This window comes from Mucilaginibacter litoreus, assembly GCF_042676805.1.
GTDB lineage: Bacteria > Bacteroidota > Bacteroidia > Sphingobacteriales > Sphingobacteriaceae > Mucilaginibacter > Mucilaginibacter litoreus.
Genome location: NZ_JBHTHZ010000005.1, coordinates 699,495 through 716,910, shown reverse-complemented (window position 1 = coordinate 716,910; position 17,416 = coordinate 699,495). Strand labels below are relative to the sequence as shown.

The following is a 17,416-nucleotide window of genomic DNA, read 5'->3' as shown; positions in this document are numbered from 1 at the left end:
TCATATATGTTAAAGTCTCTTAGTTATAAAATAGCCCGCTGGCGTTTAAAACGCAATGCTCAGCGTAATTTCTTGATCTACTGTAGCGTTTTCGTTGGTTTTATCGGCGGTTTAGCAGCTGTACTGTTAAAATTTCTGGTGCATTTTATGGAAGATGTAAGCCGTAACATATCATCGCACCTGCCATTCCATATCATCTACGTTTTTCTGCCCGCGCTGGGTATATTTCTAACTGTAGCATGGCAGCATATTATCAATCGCGACCGCATGCAAAAAGGTATAGGGAGTATATTGTATAACATAAAAAAAAACCGGTCAAATATTCGTTACAACAATATATACTCGCACCTGGTAACCAGTTCGCTCACCGTTGGGTTTGGTGGTTCATCCGGCCTCGAGGCGCCTATTGTTTGTACAGGGGCGGCAATCGGCTCAAATGTGGGGCGCCTGTTTAACTTAAGCCCCTACGAAAAAACAGTTTTATTAGCAGCGGGCACATCGGCAGGTATTGCTGCTGTATTTAACAGCCCTATAGCAGGTGTACTTTTTTCGTTAGAGATATTGATAGGAGAGATCACAATCCCTACGTTTATACCGCTGCTTATAGCATCGGCTACAGGAGTTGTAGTTGCTAAAGTATTGTATTCTCAGCAGTTGTTCCATTTGGTTACTGAGGGCTGGAAGATGAATGCATTACCATTTTATATTATTTTAGGCATACTTAGCGGCTGGACTGCCGTTTACATCTCTAAAGTAGGCGGGATGCTTGAGAAAGGGATTTTCATGAAGCAAAACCGGTATACAAGGGCCGTAGCAGGTGGTTTATTATTAGGGTTGATACTAATTATCTTTCCAACGCTTTTTGGTGAAGGGTATCATTACCTGCAGCAGATATTTAATGGTAATATAGATGTTTTGCGAGAGGATTCCCCTTTTGGTCCGTGGTTGGCAAATCCATGGTTAATGCTGTTATTTATAGCTGCGCTTATCTTAACAAAAATTATTGCGGCAGGCATTACCATAGGCTCTGGCGGTAACGGCGGGTCATTTGCGCCCACAATGTTTACAGGAGCATTTTTGGGCTTATTTGTTGCCTTTGCAGTTAACCAAACTGGTCTTATCCATCTTAATACAAGTAATTTTATTGCGGTAGGTATGGCGGGTGCGTTAAGCGGTGTGCTTCACGCGCCTTTAACAGCTATCTTCCTGATAGCTGAGATAACTGGCGGTTATGTGCTGTTTATCCCGCTGATGATTGTCTCGGCCATGTCATACATTATTTCCCGTATTTTTAGTACGCACAACATGTATTGGGATCATTTAATACATGACAGTAACGTTCATCCTGATCAGGATTATGGTATGCTTAACGCTATAACTTTGGATAGCATAATTAATAAGGATTATAAGGCCATAACTAAAGACATGCCAATCGCCCAGTTTTATGAGGTATTGGCAGCAACTAAAGCCAATATTTTTGCTGTGTTAAATTCAGATGGCTTACTAAAGGGGGTGATCTGGATGGATGAGATAAGACGGCACATGTTCAATACAGAACAGGAAGGACATACAGTGGCCGAAATTATGGTTGCACCACCAGCAGTGATAGATTATGATGAGCCAGTAAGCAGCGTTATGCAGCTTTTTGATAGCCTGGATGTTTGGCAACTGCCTGTGATAAAAGATGGGAAATTTATAGGCTTTATATCCAAATCGGCATTGTTAAGTAAATATCGGGAGGTGTTTATACATCAGCACAATCAGGCTGACTTATTTGCAAGATAATATAGGATAAATAAAATAGCCCCTGTTATAGGGGCTGCTTTACTATTTAATAAACAAAAGTTCTCTGAATTTAGGCAAAGGCCACAGGCTGTCGTCAACCAGTGTTTCCAATTTATCGGCGTCGTAACGTATTGGCGCAAAGTAGCGCTTTACATTCTCGTCATAACTGATTGCCCGCTCACGCAGGCCTTCAATCTTATTAGCCTTTTTACGCTCGTTGATCATCGCCTCAACATTGGTTTTAAGGGCGTTAACATGTCCGGCTATTTTGGTGATGATATCCACCTGTGCCTCATAAGTGCTTTTATCAAGGCCAATTTCTTTAAGCCCTTTTACGTTTTCAATTAATTTAGATTGATAAGTAATGGCTGCTGGAATAATGATGTTCATTACAAGCTCACCTATAACACGGGCTTCTATTTGTAATTTTTTATAAAAGCTATCTAACAGTATCTCGTGGCGTGCCTCTGCTTCCCTTTTAGTGAATACACCTGTTTCAGAAAACAACATTTCAGCTTTTTCTGATACAAAAGCATCAAGCGCTTTAGGTGTGGTTTTGATGTTAGGAAGACCGCGGGTTTCGGCTTCTTTTTCCCACTCCTCACTATAGCCGTTCCCTTCAAAACGTATGCTGCGCGATTCTTTAATGTAGCGTTTGATGATAGTCATTAAAGCCACATCTTTCTTTTCGCCTTTACGGATCAGCTTATCTACATCATACTTGAATTTTTTAAGCTGATCGGCTACAATGAGGTTAAGGATAGTCATTGGGCTTGCAGAGTTGGCCGAAGAACCGACCGCCCTTAACTCAAATTTATTACCAGTAAATGCAAATGGCGATGTACGGTTACGATCGGTATTATCCTTCAATATCTGTGGAATTTTAGGAATACCCTGCCAAAGCGAGTTCTCCTCTTTGATTTTTTTGCTAAGACGGGATGTATCTATCTCATCCAGCACCTCAGTCAGCTGGCTGCCCAGGAATATTGAAATTATAGCTGGTGGTGCTTCATTCGCCCCAAGGCGATGGTCATTATTCACAGATGCTATTGATGCCCTGAGTAATTCGGCGTTATCATGTACGGCCTTGATGGTATTGACAAAGAAAGCCAGGAACATCAAATTGTTTTTAGGTGTTTTTCCTGGTGACAGCAGGTTTTTGCCCGTATTGGTTACCAGCGACCAATTATTGTGCTTACCAGAACCATTGATGCCTGCATACGGTTTTTCGTGCAATAATACCTTAAAGTGGTGCCTTTTTGCAACACGGTCCATTATATCCATTAACAGCTGGTTATGATCTATGGCAAGGTTTATTTCTTCATATATAGGTGCACATTCAAATTGGGATGGGGCTACCTCGTTATGACGTGTTTTTAATGGTATACCAAGTTGAAGCGCTTCGGTTTCCATATCCTGCATAAAGGCGTAAACCCGGCTTGGGATCGAACCGAAATAGTGATCTTCCAATTGTTGGTTCTTAGCGGACATATGGCCAAATAACGTACGCCCTGTTAAAGAAAGATCAGGACGGGCATTGAATAAAGCAGTATCAACCAAAAAATATTCCTGCTCTATCCCTAATGTGGCGTTTACCTTTTCAATGCTTTTATCAAAATAATGGCATACATCAACCGCCGCTTTATCTAATACGTTAAGCGCTTTTAAAAGTGGTACCTTATAATCCAAGGCTTCACCTGTATATGATACAAAAACTGTTGGTATACAAAGTGTACGCCCTATGATGAAAGCCGGAGAAGAGGGGTCCCATGCGGTATAGCCACGCGCCTCAAAAGTATTGCGTATACCTCCGCTCGGGAAGCTTGATGCATCTGGTTCTTGTTGCGAAAGTGCGTCGCCACTAAAGCGTTCAATTGCACCGCCATCCTGTGTAGGCTCAAAAAAAGCATCATGCTTTTCGGCAGTAGTGCCTGTTAAAGGCTGAAACCAATGTGTATAATGTGTTGCACCTTTACCCATCGCCCACGATTTCATTGATGAGGCCACCTGTTCGGCCATATCCCGTGGTATGGGTACCCCATTATCAATAGAATTAATAATCACGTTATAGGCATCTTGTGACAGATACTCCTTCATTTTTTGTTTATCAAATACATTAATACCGAAATAGTCGGAAATTTTTGAAGAAGGAAGTTTTATATCAGGTATCTCACGAGTAAGAACGGCCTGCAACGCCTGGAAACGGGTATTTAACATAATTAAGATAATTGGTTGGTGCCAAAATTATAAAATCATTTAAATACTTAGATATATTACACATATTAATGTGTGTAGGCACTATTAAATATCTGTATATAGGTTATTATTTAGTGGCGTAATAAGTACAGCCTTGATATTGAATGCCCAAATAAGCGGCTGTGTGTTTAAAAGGGGTCTCAAAGCCGTCAGGTATAGCCGGATCGGCTCCTACTGCTATCATGGAGGCGGTTTTACCTTTTAGCTTCCGGCCAAGTTCTTTTTTTATAGTGATTAGATCGGTAAGGCGATCAAAAAAAACTTTCATTATACCACTCATGCTGTACCAATACACTGGTGTGGCAAAAATTATATTTTGATAAGATAAGATTTTATCAACTATATCATCAAATTCATCAGCGGCTGGGTAGTGCCCATCGTAATTATAATGCACAATAGTATAGTCCAGCAAATCTATGATGTCAAATTCGGTATTGTTCAATGCCTTACGGATGATCGTTTCGGTAAGGCTGTTTTTACGATTGCTGCCCAGTATAATAAGCGGTTTTGTTTCCATACAAAACAAAAAAGGTTGACTAAATATAGCCAACCTTTTTTGTATATCAATTAATAATATATTACTAAACCGAGAAACTTTCGCCGCAGCCGCAGGTGCGGGTTGCATTTGGGTTATGAAAGTTAAACCCTTTTCCGTTCAACCCGTCGCTAAAATCAAGTTCAGTTCCTGCAAGGTAAAGAAACGACTTCATGTCTAAAGCCATGCGGACACCTTTATCTTCAAAAAACTGATCTCCTTTTTTTTCTTCGTTATCAAAATCAAGGTTGTATGACAAACCAGAACAGCCACCTCCCTGCACACTGACACGCAGGAAGTAAGAGTTATCCAGCCCGCTGTCCTGCATCAGGTTCTCTATTTTAGATTTTGCTTTATCAGTTACTGTTACCATAGTATTAGATTCAAGATTTAAGAATCAAGAAACAAGACGGAGAAACAAATTACGTCTTAAGTCTTGTCTCTTGATTCCTGATTCTTTATTAATGGTGCGATTTTTCAAGTTCTATTGGCTCCATACCGTTTTTTACACGGTAATCGTTAATGGCTGCTTTAATAGCATCTTCTGCCAATACAGAGCAGTGGATTTTAACCGGAGGAAGAGCAAGCTCCTCAACAATATCCATATTGTCTATCTTCATCGCGTCGTCAACACTTTTACCTTTAAGCCACTCGGTGGCCAAAGATGAAGAAGCGATAGCCGAACCGCAGCCAAAAGTTTTAAATTTAGCATCGGTGATGATGTTGTTATCATCAACCTGAATTTGCAGGCGCATAACGTCACCGCATTCAGGAGCACCTACAAGGCCGGTACCAACCTTATGACTGCTTTTATCTAATGTACCCACGTTGCGGGGGTTAGTATAATGATCAATTACTTTATCTGAATAAGCCATTTTCTTAAGTATTAAGTCAAAAGTAAAAAGTCAAAACGACTTAAACTTTTAATAATTAAATTTAACTTCAAATTTTAAAGCATCTGCACATTCGCGCATCTGCATATTATATATTTATTAATGTTCAGCCCACTCAATTGAGTTAAGGTCGATACCTTCTTTGAACATTTCCCATAGCGGTGAAAGTTCTCGCAGGTGGTTTACGGCCTTTGTAGTAACCTCAATTGCGTAATCAACTTCTTCTTCGGTAGTAAAGCGGCCTAAACCAAAACGTATCGAAGAGTGTGCCAGATCATCACTCAAACCTAAGCTTTTTAAAACATAAGAAGGTTCAAGAGACGCTGATGTACAGGCTGAGCCAGATGATACGGCCAGATCTTTCATGGCCATCATCAAACCTTCACCTTCTACATATTTAAATGAAATATTTGCTACATGCGGTAAACGGTGCTCAACATTACCATTAACATAGCTTTCTTCAAGTACAGTTAATGATTTTTCAAGCTTATCGCGCAGTGTTGAAAGGCGTAATGCTTCGCTTTCCATTTCCTGACCGGCAATTTCGCAGGCTTTACCTAAACCTACAATACCCGGAACGTTTAAAGTACCTGATCGCATACCACGCTCGTGACCGCCACCGTCCATTTGGGCAGTAACTTTAACACGAGGGCCTTTACGGCGTACGTATAAAGCACCAACACCTTTAGGGCCATATAATTTGTGGGCAGACATTGCCAGCAGGTCTATACCGTCTGCATTAACATCAACAGGTATTTTACCAACTGCTTGTGTAGCATCTGTCATGAATAATGCACCATGCTTGTGGGCAATAGCAGAAATTTCTTTTACAGGTTGTATAACACCTATCTCATTGTTACCATACATGATAGATACCAGGATGGTTTGAGGTGTCATAGCGGCTTCTAATACAGTAAGGTCAATAAGCCCGTCTGCCTTAACAGGCAGGTAGGTGACTTTGCCGCCAAGTTTTTCAACGTGCTTGCAGGCATCCAAAACGGCTTTATGTTCGGTAACGGCCGTTATAATATGGTTACCCTTTTCTTTATACATTTCAAAAACACCTTTGATAGCAAGGTTGTCAGACTCGGTAGCGCCCGATGTGAAGATGATCTCTTTCTCGCTTGCGCCAATCAATTTTGCCACCTGCTCACGTGCATAATCAACGCCTTCTTCGGCAACCCATCCAAATGCGTGGTTACGGCTTGCCGCATTACCAAATTTATTGGTAAAGTAAGGCAGCATAGCATCCAGCACCCTTGGGTCCATCGGAGTAGTTGCGTTGTTATCTAAATAAATTGGGATGTTCATGTATTAAAAATTTAACCATACAAATATACGTAAAGTTTTACTTTTGCATCTTTTACCCGCTATAAATTGCGTTAACATGCCATTTATTTACAATATTTGGACATGAACAAGATAGAGCATATAGGCATTGCAGTAAACAGCATCTCATCGGCGGCCGATATCTATCAGAAATTACTGAATACACCGGTCTACAAAATTGAAGAAGTAGCATCCGAAGGGGTAAAAACCGCTTTTTTGCAAAATGGTCCTAATAAAATAGAGCTGCTTGAAGCGATGATTGATAATAGCCCCATAGCTAAATTTATTGCAAAGCGTGGTGAGGGTATCCATCATATAGCATTTGATGTGGATGATATTGAGGCAGAAATGCAGCGATTGAAAGATGAGGGATTTGTTTTGCTAAATGATACTCCCAAGCCTGGTGCCGATAATAAGCTGGTTTGTTTTGTACATCCTAAAAGTACAAACAGTGTATTAATAGAGCTTTGTCAGTCTATGTAAATAAGAAAGGCCGCATCGTAATGCAGCCTTCAAAAAAACCTTAACTATAAATATTACATTGCTTCAGAAACAACTTCCGTAACTTCTGGCACCATGCGTTTAAGTAAATTTTCAATACCAGCTTTTAAGGTAATTGTTGATGACGGACAGCCACTGCAAGAGCCACGAAGCTCAACCGTAACTACACCTTCATCAAAGGAGCGATAGGCGATAGCGCCGCCATCCTGCTCAACAGCCGGGCGAACGTAATCATTCAATATCTGCTGTATCTTTATTTCGGTTTCAGTGCCTTCAAAATCAACTTCTTCCGCATGTTCTGCTTCCTGTACTTTATATTCTGCTTCAACCGCACCCTTAACAAATTCTTTTAATATTGGTTGAATGTCGTCCCACTCAGTACCTTCAGTTTTTGTAACCGTTACAAAGTTGCTGGCAAAGAATACGCCGTTGACAAATGAAAACTTATAAAGCTCTTTTGCGAACGGTGATTTTTCGGCGCTTTCTTTTGTAGGATAGTCAACACTCCCGTTGATAAGCAACTTGTTTACAATAAACTTCATGGTTGCCGGGTTCGGAGTAGCTTCGGTATATACGTTGATGTTCATCCTTTTTAATTTTATGGTTAACAAATGTAAGCACGTTTTTTATTATAGCAGTGTATGCACAACTGATTTGACCTGTCAATGACTATGCATATTACGCCTTGACTACGCAAAGTTATATACAATGTTTGTAAACGAAAAGAGCGCTCAAAAAGGCGCTCTTAATAGTTTTACTTTATTCGAACCAAGCCATCACGCTTTCTTTTGAAGGCATGGTGATATCCAGTTTTAGTTTTTTACGCATCCCGCCAAGATCATTAAAAACCTTGTTCGGGTTACCGGCCTTAAGTTCTTCAACACTGTTAAAGCCCATTTTATTGAGTACCGGCACCCACTCTGCAGGTACGCCAATATTAGTGAAGTCTTCAATACTTGGCGCTTTAACTTTCTTCTCAGGGCGCATTTGCGGGAAGAACAATACTTCCTGTATGGTGCTTTGGTTGGTCATTAGCATTACCAAACGGTCGATACCTACACCCAAACCGGATGTCGGCGGCATTCCGTACTCGAGCGCCCGCAAAAAGTCGTCGTCCATCGCCATAGCTTCTTCATCACCGCGGCCGGCCAATATCAATTGCTCTTCAAAACGCTCGCGCTGGTCGATAGGGTCGTTCAACTCAGAGTAAGCATTTGCAATTTCTTTACCGTTTACAAAAAGCTCAAAACGCTCTACCAGGCCTTCTTTGCTGCGGTGTTTTTTGGCAAGCGGCGTCATTTCGATAGGGTAGTCGGTAATATAGGTTGGCTGTATCAGGTTGTGTTCAACCTTCGCGCTAAAGATTTCATCGATCAGTTTGCCTTTACCCATGCTGGCATCAACCTCAATAGCTAAATCGGCGCATACTTTACGTAAGCCTTCTTCATCCATTGCCGATACATCCATACCGGTATATTTTTGGATGGACTCATACATGGACAACTTTTCGTATGGACCGGCAAAGTTTATTTCATTTTGGCCTACCTGCACAACCGGTACGCCATGTACAGCCCTGGCAATGGTTTCCAGGCATTCCTCAACCATAGCCATCATCCATATATAATCTTTATAGGCTACATATATTTCCATGGCCGTGTATTCAGGGTTGTGGGTGCGGTCCATACCCTCGTTACGGAACATCTTACCGATTTCATAAACACCATCAAACCCTGCAACTATAAGGCGTTTTAAGTAAAGCTCATTGGCAATACGCAAATACAGCGGCATATCCAGCGTGTTGTGGTGCGTTGCGAATGGGCGTGCAGCGGCACCGCCATGGATAGGTTGCAGGATAGGGGTTTCTACTTCCATCCAGCCTTGCGCATCAAAGTAGCCGCGCATAGCGCTGATCACTTTTGAGCGGTTGATAAATATCTGTTTAAAACCGGGATTTACCGTCAGGTCCACATAGCGCTGGCGATAACGCAGCTCCGGGTCTGTAAAACCATCATGAACATTCCCCTCTTCGTCTCGTTTTACCACCGGCAGTGGCTTTAATGATTTTGACAGAATAGTTAGTTCCTGTACATGAACTGATATTTCACCGGTTTGCGTACGGAAAACGTAACCTTTAATACCAACGTAGTCTCCAATATCAAGCAGCTTTTTAAATACTGTATTGTAAAGCGTTTTGTCTTCATCAGGGCAAATATCGTCGCGTTTAAGGTAAACCTGCACGCGGCCGGTGCTGTCCTGTAATTCGGCAAAAGATGCGCTACCCATTATGCGGCGGGTCATGATACGGCCGGCAATAACCACTTCTTTATAGTTTTCCGGGTTAGCGTCAAAATTATCTGTGATATCCTGCGCCCAGGCGTTCACAACAAAAGCCTCGGCCGGGTATGGGTCGATGCCCAATGCCCTTAGTTGTTGTAAAGATTCTCGGCGTAAAATTTCCTGTTCGGATAGCGCAATGCTCATTGTAAATAACGTATTAAATAAGGGTGCAAAAATATGGTTTTTGATTGATATTATTTTACCGATGCATTACAATGTGGTTAAAGCTTACGGCAATTGAGTAATATTGCAGCTTTAATATCAATATGGACATAAAAGTAATTGCTTTTGATGCCGACGACACACTGTGGGTGAACGAGCCTTATTTCAGGCAATCGGAAGAACAATTTTGTGCTTTGCTTGGCGAATATGCATCCCGTCATGAACTTGAGCGCGAACTGCTTAAAATTGAAATAGAGAACCTTGCGTTATATGGTTACGGCATCAAGGGCTTTGTGCTATCTATGATAGAAACCGCTATAAAAGTAAGCGGCAAAACCATTAACGCTGACGTTATTGAAAAAATAATTGATCTGGGTAAACAGATGCTTAACCAGCCCATAGAGCTGCTTGAAGGTGTTAAAGAAGTACTGGAATCATTAAAAGATAAATACCGCCTTGTAGTGGCAACCAAAGGCGATTTGTTGGATCAGGAGCGAAAGCTGCGCAGATCAGGCCTTGGGCCGTACTTTCATCATATCGAAATCATGAGCGAGAAGGACGATGCCAACTACCTTAAACTGATTAAACACCTGGACATACAACCTCAGGAACTGCTGATGGTAGGTAACTCTTTAAAAAGTGACATACTGCCCGTACTAAACATTGGCGGCCATGCTATTCATGTGCCTTATCATATCACCTGGGTGCATGAGCAGATTGAAGACGGCATAGATAATGAGCGTTTTAAAAGCTTGCAGCACATCAGCGAAATATTAACTTACCTGTAATGAAAACTGAAATAGATTTTGCTACCTGGAACCGTACCGAGCACTTTAAATTTTTCAACAGCTTTGAGGAGCCTTTTTTTGGTGTAGTGGTAGATGTAGATTGTACAACTGCCTACAATAAAGCTAAAGAAAAAGGTGTTCCGTTCTTTTTGTATTACCTTCATTGTACCTTAAAAGCGGTAAATCAATTAATACACTTTAAATACAGGGTAGAGGATGACAAGGTATACTTGTATGATGAGATACATGCTTCCGCAACTATTAACCGTCCGGATGATACCTTTGGGTTTTCATACATTACCTATTACCCCGATCTGCATCAGTTTACAGCATCAGCAAAGCAGGAGATAGCACGGGTGCAGGACGGTAAAGGCGTGGAATTAAGGCCAATGGTAAACCTGTTGCATATATCAGCGATACCTTGGGTCAACTTTAAAGCACTGACGCATGCACGTAGTTTTTCTTTTAAGGATAGTGTCCCCAAGATATCTTATGGAAAGATGACAGAAGTAGATGGCGTTAAAACCATGCCGGTATCAGTAACCGTTCATCATGGTCTTGCGGATGGCAGGCATGTGGGCGAATTCATTGATCTGTATCAGCAACTGCTTAACACTTCTTTATAAAAACTTATTAGCGGCAACGCAGGGAGCAAGTTAAACGTAAATGATATATTTACAGTTACATTGCTGCCAGTTATGCCCTCAAAAAAGTTGCTTTTAATACTTGTCGCCATTTTTGCTTTTTCATGCAAGCGGGAACCTTTTAAGCCAAACTCAACCAATGCTTTACCCGGCTTGTGGAAGCAACTGGCCGATTTTCCCGGACTCGGGCGTGTGCGCTCGTTCGGATTTAGCATTGCAGGTAAAGGATATATTTTAGGTGGAAACGCACAAAGCGGTTTCAATTCGCATCTATTGAACGATCTTTGGGAATATGACCCTGTTGCTGATCATTGGACACAAAAGGCGGATTATCCCGGACAAGCTGGTGAATATATCCGAGGGTTTGTAATTAATGGTAAAGCTTACGTAGGTACAGGCTTTGGGCAAAGGCTGATTATTCCCGGTGATGACAAGCCTCAGAATATCGATTTTTGGGAATATGACCCGGCAAACAATGAATGGACAAGGAAAGCCAATTTTGCGGGAGAAGAACGTGAAAGCGTAATTTCCTTTGCTGTTAACAACGTGGGTTATATGGGCTTAGGTACAAACGATGATTACAGTAAAAACTACAAAGATTTTTGGAAGTACGATGTTGCTGCCGATAAATGGACACGTGTTGCCGATTATCCCGGGCAGGGCAGCTTCGGTATGATTGGCTTTGCCTTGAATGGCATGGGCTATGCCGGGCTGGGTGGTGCCTGGCCAGACGTTGCTGCCAACGATTTTTGGAAATATGACGCAACCGCTGATAAATGGTCGCAAATGGCTGATTTTAGCGGCGATGCAAGGGCATTTAGCGGATACTTTGTTGCCGGTGCCGAAGTTTTTGCCGGCATGGGTTCTACATTAGCGGGTACAGTTGACGACTGGTACCGTTATAACCCCGAAACCAACAAATGGCTTAAATCAACCTATTTGCCCGGGCCAGCCCGCTACGATATGATCAACTTTACTATAAACGGCATCGGTTATATAGGTACCGGCAACCCGGGGTTATTGAAAGATTTCTGGAAATTTACGCCTGCGAAGAAAGATTGACTATTATCAATCTTCCTCAGTTTCCTGTAAGTACAGATCATCTATCGCATCAGCATATTTCTTCTCTATCACTTTACGTTTAGCCTTAAGGGTAGGAGTTATTTCACCGGCTTCCATACTGAAAGGATTGCGTTTAACTTTAAAGTTTTTTATACGCTCAAACTTTGCAAGCTCCGTTGACAGCCGCTTGATGTCCTGCGCGATCCAGTCGGTCACTGCTTTATCGTCAATAAAAATATCCGGCTTTTCAAAAAAGTCGTCACCAAACTTAAATTCTTCCTGCAAGGCCTCACGCGAAGGGACTACAATTGCGGTGATGTATTCACGTTTGTCGCCTATTAAAAATACCTGCTCAATTTTAGGGCTTTTTAAATAATTATTTTCGACAGGGGTAGGGTATACATTTTTGCCGTAAGCATTTACCAGCATATTTTTTAATCGGTCGGTTATCTGCAGGTTCCCTCTTAAAAAGCGGCCAATATCCCCGGTATGTAACCAGCTGTCTGCATCGATCACCGCTGCGGTTTCTTCGGGCTTTTTCCAGTAGCCCTGCATAACGCAGTGGCCCCGTACAATTATTTCGCCTTCTTCGCTGGTAAAGTCAGGGTTGAAATTATCATGCGTTTGTATAGTATATATTTGCCTGGTGTCAACATTTTGTATGGCTACCTCAATACCCGGAATAATGCGGCCTACGGTACCGTAAATAATGCGGTCGTTTTCGGTCACAGCCATTACCGGCGAAGTTTCCGTCAGTCCGAAACCCTCCAGTAATTTAATGCCGATATCGCCAAAAAACTCACCAATGTTTTTAGGCAGCGCCCCACCACCTGATAGAAGCACTTTTAACCTGCCGCCCGTTTTTTCCTTTATTTTACTGAAAACCAGTTTCTCGGCCAGTTTTAGCTGTAAGGAAAGTAATACACCAGGGTTTCTTCCTGTTTCGCTTGCCAGGCGGCGCTTGCGCCCAACAGCGAGTGCCCACTTAAATATTTTAGTTTTTACCCCTCCGGCCGACAGGCCGTTTTTCATGGCACGGTCATGTATACGCTCCAGCAGGCGCGGTACGCAGCACATCACAGTTGGCTTAACTTCGGCCATGTTGCGTGCAAGCAGGTCAAGGCTTTGTGCAAATGCTATCTGGCAACCCATAGTGAGGCATATATAATAGGTTGCTGTGCGCTCAAATACATGCGAAAGCGGCAGGAACGACAGAAATAGGTCTGTCTTCTCTATTATTGGTAATTGTAATAAACTTGTGCGGCAATTTTCAACAAGGTTATAATGGCTCAGCATAACACCTTTTGGTGTGCCGGTAGTGCCTGACGTATAGATAAGGCAGGATAGATCTGATGGCTCAACTGCTTCACGCGCTGCATTGATTGCATAGCTAAACTGAGGTATAAGATCCTTTCCTTCCTCAATCACATGCTTAAATCCAATTACCCGTGCGTTAAGCTGAAGTTTCTCGGTAAATTTCTGATAGTCGTCAAACGCAGGAATAACATACATCAGCGACGGGCAATTGTTGGCGATCTTTAAAACCTTACGGCATAAAAAGGGATTGCCTGTAATAATAGTACGCGCTTCCGAATCATTAAGGATATATTCAATTTCATTTTCAGAGAGCGTAGGATATATGGATGTATTTATTGCGCCTATCTGCTGTAAAGCCTGGTCATAATAAACATAATCAGGTCCATTCTCAATAATAAGTGCCAGTCTATCCCCTTTTTTAATACCTACACTTAAAAACCAGGCCGATATAGCATCAATTTTTTCAAGAGCTTCGTGATAGGATATCTCAACCCATGTTTCCTTCACTTTGTGTATCATGAAAGTTTGATTGTCGGGATGAATATGGCTTACAATATTGCGAATAAGCGCAGGGATAGTTGATCGCTCAGCTATAGTACTCATTAATTATAATTGGTTGTGAAGATTCAAATCTAATTATTATTAACTACAAATAAAAAAGATTTACTACAGGCCAAATGGATGATAAGTCAGTTATAAATGCGCTTAAATCAAACTTATCTGATTGAGTGAATTAGAATTTCTGAAAAATTGTAAATATTAATAGATTGTAGCTTTTTTAAAATTACTATAATCCAATTTATTACGATTTTATCACTTAAATTGATGTATTTTATTCACTATTTATATAATTTGTAAAAAAAATTACAAATTTTATTGTAAAAGTAGATTATAATGTAGATTTTAGTAAAAAAACAGATAGATTTAGTAGATTTTTTTGAAAATATTATTTACAAATAGTATTGGGTTTGGTTCAATAACTTTTATTCAATGATTTTAATATTTATTAACAACAAGTCTTCTTTTTTATATTGAATTATATCGAAAAATATCGCTAACAAACTAACTAAACACATATTTAATCTCTTATCATGAAAAAAAAGTTACTACTACTGACGTTTCTTGCCACATTCACTTTTGCAGCAGCCAATGCGCAAGACACCACTCAAACCGATCCGCCTTTAACTATCTCTGGTTCGGTTGATACTTACTTCAAGTATGATTTTTCGCAACACAACAACTTGCCAACCAGTTTTGCATCGGATCAAAACTCTATCTCGATAGGTATGATCGATCTGGCTTTAAAGAAAAAAGTTGGTAAAGCATCATTTGTGGGCGAGCTTTCATTTGGTCCTCGAGGGCAGTCACAATCAATTCCTAATGCTGTAGGTGAGTATAAAGAAGATTTTAACAGCTTTCATATACAAAACCTGTATGTATCTTATGATGTAACTGATAAATTTAATTTAACAGGTGGTTACATGGCAACATTTATGGGTTACGAGGTAATATCGCCTGTGGGTAATTTTAATTACTCAACATCCTACCTGTTTACCAATGGCCCGTTCCAAAACCCAGGTTTTAAAGCTACCTACGCATTTAACAGCAAGGTAAGCTTAATGGCAGGTATCTTTAACGATTCGTGGAACTTATATACTTCCGTAAACAAAGTAAATACATTTGGCGCACAGCTAATGGTTGCACCGGTAGAGGGATGGACCGCGTACCTGAACTTGTTAACCGGGAAATTATCAGGTACCGAATTCGACCTGACCACCTCATACCAGATCACCAACATGTTCAAACTAGGTTTAAATGCCGCTACATTTACACCTGCGGACGTTATAGGCACCGGTGGTTTTACAGGTGTGGCACTGTATCCGCAGGTTGGTGTATCTAAAGATGTTACTATAGGGTTACGCGGCGAATATTTTAAAACAAAAAACGGAACATATGAAACCTATGGCCCAGCCCCAGGCAGCTCTGTTGTAGCAGCTACTTTAACAGCTAATATTAAAGCTGGCCCGCTTACGCTGATACCTGAGTTCAGGGTGGATAATAACAAGAATGATACTGATGGTTTTACAACTAAAAGCGGAGCTTTGACTAAAACCGCATCGCAATTTGTACTGGCCGCTGTATATGCATTCTGATAAAAAATAAATTATCCGCAACTATTTAAGCCATCCATATCATTTATGGATGGCTTATCTTTATAATATGAAAAAAGTATTGCTCAGTTTTGCCTTCTTGCTTAATACGTATGTTTTATTAGCGCAAAAGGATTCCCTTCAGTTAGATGAGAATGATAAGTATGTTTACTATAAGGTAAGCGATACACAGATACTTGCAGACACAGTTTACCAGCGGGCATGGCAGTTTGCTAAAGGTTTGGCCGATGCGGGTAAACCTACAGCTGGCAATGCCGATAAAGCTTTCCATGTGAGTAGTAAATTTTTAGTGTATAGTGGTACTTCTCTGATTAGAAAAGAAAGTGGCCAAATAAAATATACGCTTAACTTTCAGGCAGCTGATGGAAAGTATCGTTACAAAATAAGCAGCTTTATTTTTACACCTTATGTGCGCGACAGGTTTGGAAACATGGTACCTGTTGCGGGTATTGAAGTGCCTCTTGAAAATATGGGAGTAAAATATGGTCAGAAGAACTTAAATGCATGCCTCGACCAGGTAGCTGAATATGCTTTAAATCTTTCCGCCCGGCTAAAACAAGCGGTTGATCGAAAAAAAGATACAGTTGCACCTGTAAAAATTAAAAAAGTAAACACAGGCAATTGGTAAGGTTTTGGCTTTTTTGAAATATTATTTTGAATACATTGAGTTTTTCAATATTAAAATTTAAGTTATTGGTATAATCAAATAAATATTTTGTAAAAATTTGCTTGGCTCAAAATTTTATTTTGTAAATATGTTATTTAGTAAAATAAAATTTTGAGCCTTATGTTTACAGAGAAATTAAACCTATACAATCCCGAGTGGCTCGAGCTTGTATTTTCAAACCGCAACAAATCTTATGGTGCCTATGAATTGCGCCGGCATTATGGGCGTACCATGTTTAAAGCAATGGCTATTGCTTTCATAGCCGTGATAGGCGCTTCTGTTATTTATACTTTCGCAAAAGCGCATGTAAAAAATATAGAGCCGCCTGTATTGCTGGATAGTGAGTTTACTGTTGATATTACCCGTTTAAAGCCCCCTGTAGAGCCAGCAAAACCTTCCGAACCGGCAACGCCAACAAAACCTCAACCGGCCGCACCTTCAGTTAAATACACTACACCGCGTGTTGTACCTGAAGAAGTAAATATTGACCCACCAAAAATCTCTGAGTTAGATGGATTGGAGATTAGCTCTGTAACCTCTAAAGGGGATGGTGGACAAGTGCAGGCGACAGAAGACCCGGGAACTGCAGGTACGAGTGGAACCGGAGTTGAGCAGCCGGTTGATAATACAGAATACAAAAGTGTTGAGGTAATGCCCGAACCTGATGGTGGATTGGCCGGATGGACCAAATTTTTGAACAAAAACTTACACTTTCCTGCACAGGCACAAGACGCCGGTGTTGGCGGCCGGGTGATTGTAAGCTTTGTAGTAGAAAAAGACGGGCATCTTACTGATATTGAAGTTACGGGTAAAGCGGGTTATGGCATGGATGAGGAAGCGATCCGTGTATTAAAACTGGCTAAACCCTGGAAACCAGGATACCAAAATGGCAAAGCAGTAAGGGTGCGTTACTCCATCCCAATGAATTTTCAGTTGAGTGAATAAAAAGTTTAAAGTCAAAAGTCCGGA

General features: G+C 41.0%; 16 protein-coding genes. 8 read left to right on the top strand and 8 right to left on the bottom strand.

The window, feature by feature from the left end:
* Positions 1-6: 6 nt before the first annotated feature.
* Positions 7-1,785 carry a chloride channel protein gene (locus tag ACFQZX_RS11245; RefSeq protein ID WP_377115145.1) on the top strand — a complete coding sequence of 593 codons (1,779 nt, stop codon included), beginning with the start codon at positions 7-9 and terminating at the stop codon, positions 1,783-1,785.
* Between the two features lie 42 nt (positions 1,786-1,827).
* Here the strand turns inward: ACFQZX_RS11245 and ACFQZX_RS11240 are convergent, their stop codons facing one another.
* From ACFQZX_RS11240 to ACFQZX_RS11220, 5 genes are all read right to left on the bottom strand, one after another.
* On the bottom strand, positions 1,828-4,002 hold the full coding sequence (locus tag ACFQZX_RS11240) for a glutamine synthetase III family protein (protein ID WP_377115143.1): 2,175 nt from the start codon (positions 4,000-4,002) through the stop codon (positions 1,828-1,830).
* A gap of 106 nt (positions 4,003-4,108) precedes the next feature.
* Positions 4,109-4,558 (bottom strand): flavodoxin family protein, encoded by a 450-nt coding sequence (locus ACFQZX_RS11235; RefSeq protein ID WP_377115141.1) that lies wholly within the window; start codon positions 4,556-4,558, stop codon positions 4,109-4,111.
* A gap of 64 nt (positions 4,559-4,622) precedes the next feature.
* Complete coding sequence (locus ACFQZX_RS11230) at positions 4,623-4,949, bottom strand: HesB/IscA family protein (protein WP_377115139.1); 327 nt, start codon at positions 4,947-4,949, stop codon at positions 4,623-4,625.
* 88 nt (positions 4,950-5,037) lie between these two features.
* Positions 5,038-5,451 (bottom strand): Fe-S cluster assembly scaffold IscU, encoded by a 414-nt coding sequence (gene iscU / locus ACFQZX_RS11225; RefSeq protein WP_095704488.1) that lies wholly within the window; start codon positions 5,449-5,451, stop codon positions 5,038-5,040.
* Positions 5,452-5,568: 117 nt separating this feature from the next.
* Positions 5,569-6,780, bottom strand: a complete 1,212-nt coding sequence (locus ACFQZX_RS11220) for an IscS subfamily cysteine desulfurase (RefSeq protein WP_377115136.1) — start codon at positions 6,778-6,780, stop codon at positions 5,569-5,571.
* 102 nt (positions 6,781-6,882) lie between these two features.
* Between ACFQZX_RS11220 and mce the strand changes: the two genes are divergently transcribed.
* Positions 6,883-7,281, top strand: a complete 399-nt coding sequence (mce, locus tag ACFQZX_RS11215; protein WP_377115133.1) for a methylmalonyl-CoA epimerase — start codon at positions 6,883-6,885, stop codon at positions 7,279-7,281.
* 53 nt (positions 7,282-7,334) lie between these two features.
* On the opposite strand, the gene ACFQZX_RS11210 is transcribed toward mce, so the two are convergent.
* Together ACFQZX_RS11210 and lysS are read right to left on the bottom strand one after the other, a co-directional pair.
* Complete coding sequence (locus tag ACFQZX_RS11210; protein ID WP_377115130.1) at positions 7,335-7,886, bottom strand: NifU family protein; 552 nt, start codon at positions 7,884-7,886, stop codon at positions 7,335-7,337.
* 172 nt (positions 7,887-8,058) lie between these two features.
* Positions 8,059-9,780, bottom strand: coding sequence for a lysine--tRNA ligase (gene lysS, locus ACFQZX_RS11205; protein WP_377115128.1), 1,722 nt, complete (start codon positions 9,778-9,780; stop codon positions 8,059-8,061).
* A 122-nt stretch (positions 9,781-9,902) separates the two neighbouring features.
* On the opposite strand from lysS, the gene ACFQZX_RS11200 reads away from it, so the two are divergent.
* From ACFQZX_RS11200 to ACFQZX_RS11190, 3 genes are all read left to right on the top strand, one after another.
* Positions 9,903-10,586: an HAD family hydrolase gene (locus ACFQZX_RS11200; RefSeq protein ID WP_377115125.1), complete on the top strand. Its 684-nt coding sequence runs from the start codon at positions 9,903-9,905 to the stop codon at positions 10,584-10,586.
* A complete protein-coding gene (locus ACFQZX_RS11195; protein ID WP_377115122.1) occupies positions 10,586-11,212 on the top strand; it encodes a CatA-like O-acetyltransferase in 627 nt (208 codons plus the stop codon). Before ACFQZX_RS11200 ends, ACFQZX_RS11195 begins: the two co-directional genes overlap by 1 nt.
* Positions 11,213-11,284: 72 nt before the next feature.
* Complete coding sequence (locus ACFQZX_RS11190) at positions 11,285-12,292, top strand: Kelch repeat-containing protein (protein ID WP_377115119.1); 1,008 nt, start codon at positions 11,285-11,287, stop codon at positions 12,290-12,292.
* A 6-nt stretch (positions 12,293-12,298) separates the two neighbouring features.
* Here the strand turns inward: ACFQZX_RS11190 and ACFQZX_RS11185 are convergent, their stop codons facing one another.
* Entirely contained in the window at positions 12,299-14,212 is a 1,914-nt protein-coding gene (locus ACFQZX_RS11185) for an AMP-dependent synthetase/ligase (protein WP_377115116.1), read from the bottom strand.
* Between the two features lie 488 nt (positions 14,213-14,700).
* On the opposite strand from ACFQZX_RS11185, the gene ACFQZX_RS11180 reads away from it, so the two are divergent.
* From ACFQZX_RS11180 to ACFQZX_RS11170, 3 genes are all read left to right on the top strand, one after another.
* Entirely contained in the window at positions 14,701-15,762 is a 1,062-nt protein-coding gene (locus ACFQZX_RS11180; protein WP_377115113.1) for a porin, read from the top strand.
* 67 nt (positions 15,763-15,829) lie between these two features.
* Complete coding sequence (locus ACFQZX_RS11175; RefSeq protein ID WP_377115110.1) at positions 15,830-16,408, top strand: hypothetical protein; 579 nt, start codon at positions 15,830-15,832, stop codon at positions 16,406-16,408.
* Positions 16,409-17,098: 690 nt separating this feature from the next.
* Positions 17,099-17,392 carry an energy transducer TonB gene (locus ACFQZX_RS11170; RefSeq protein ID WP_377115334.1) on the top strand — a complete coding sequence of 98 codons (294 nt, stop codon included), beginning with the start codon at positions 17,099-17,101 and terminating at the stop codon, positions 17,390-17,392.
* Positions 17,393-17,416 lie beyond the last annotated feature (24 nt).

Excerpts from the sequence above, each read along its gene's own strand:
- iscU (WP_095704488.1), bottom strand. The coding sequence starts at position 5,451 with ATGGCTTATTCAGATAAAGTAATTGATCATTATACTAACCCCCGCAAC.
- ACFQZX_RS11170 (WP_377115334.1), top strand. The coding sequence starts at position 17,099 with ATGCCCGAACCTGATGGTGGATTGGCCGGATGGACCAAATTTTTGAAC.
- ACFQZX_RS11175 (WP_377115110.1), top strand. The coding sequence starts at position 15,830 with ATGAAAAAAGTATTGCTCAGTTTTGCCTTCTTGCTTAATACGTATGTT.
- ACFQZX_RS11220 (WP_377115136.1), bottom strand. The coding sequence starts at position 6,780 with ATGAACATCCCAATTTATTTAGATAACAACGCAACTACTCCGATGGAC.
- ACFQZX_RS11230 (WP_377115139.1), bottom strand. The coding sequence starts at position 4,949 with ATGGTAACAGTAACTGATAAAGCAAAATCTAAAATAGAGAACCTGATG.
- ACFQZX_RS11235 (WP_377115141.1), bottom strand. The coding sequence starts at position 4,558 with ATGGAAACAAAACCGCTTATTATACTGGGCAGCAATCGTAAAAACAGC.
- lysS (WP_377115128.1), bottom strand. The coding sequence starts at position 9,780 with ATGAGCATTGCGCTATCCGAACAGGAAATTTTACGCCGAGAATCTTTA.
- ACFQZX_RS11190 (WP_377115119.1), top strand. The coding sequence starts at position 11,285 with ATGCCCTCAAAAAAGTTGCTTTTAATACTTGTCGCCATTTTTGCTTTT.
- ACFQZX_RS11185 (WP_377115116.1), bottom strand. The coding sequence starts at position 14,212 with ATGAGTACTATAGCTGAGCGATCAACTATCCCTGCGCTTATTCGCAAT.
- ACFQZX_RS11200 (WP_377115125.1), top strand. The coding sequence starts at position 9,903 with ATGGACATAAAAGTAATTGCTTTTGATGCCGACGACACACTGTGGGTG.
- ACFQZX_RS11245 (WP_377115145.1), top strand. The coding sequence starts at position 7 with ATGTTAAAGTCTCTTAGTTATAAAATAGCCCGCTGGCGTTTAAAACGC.
- ACFQZX_RS11210 (WP_377115130.1), bottom strand. The coding sequence starts at position 7,886 with ATGAACATCAACGTATATACCGAAGCTACTCCGAACCCGGCAACCATG.
- ACFQZX_RS11195 (WP_377115122.1), top strand. The coding sequence starts at position 10,586 with ATGAAAACTGAAATAGATTTTGCTACCTGGAACCGTACCGAGCACTTT.
- ACFQZX_RS11180 (WP_377115113.1), top strand. The coding sequence starts at position 14,701 with ATGAAAAAAAAGTTACTACTACTGACGTTTCTTGCCACATTCACTTTT.
- mce (WP_377115133.1), top strand. The coding sequence starts at position 6,883 with ATGAACAAGATAGAGCATATAGGCATTGCAGTAAACAGCATCTCATCG.
- ACFQZX_RS11240 (WP_377115143.1), bottom strand. The coding sequence starts at position 4,002 with ATGTTAAATACCCGTTTCCAGGCGTTGCAGGCCGTTCTTACTCGTGAG.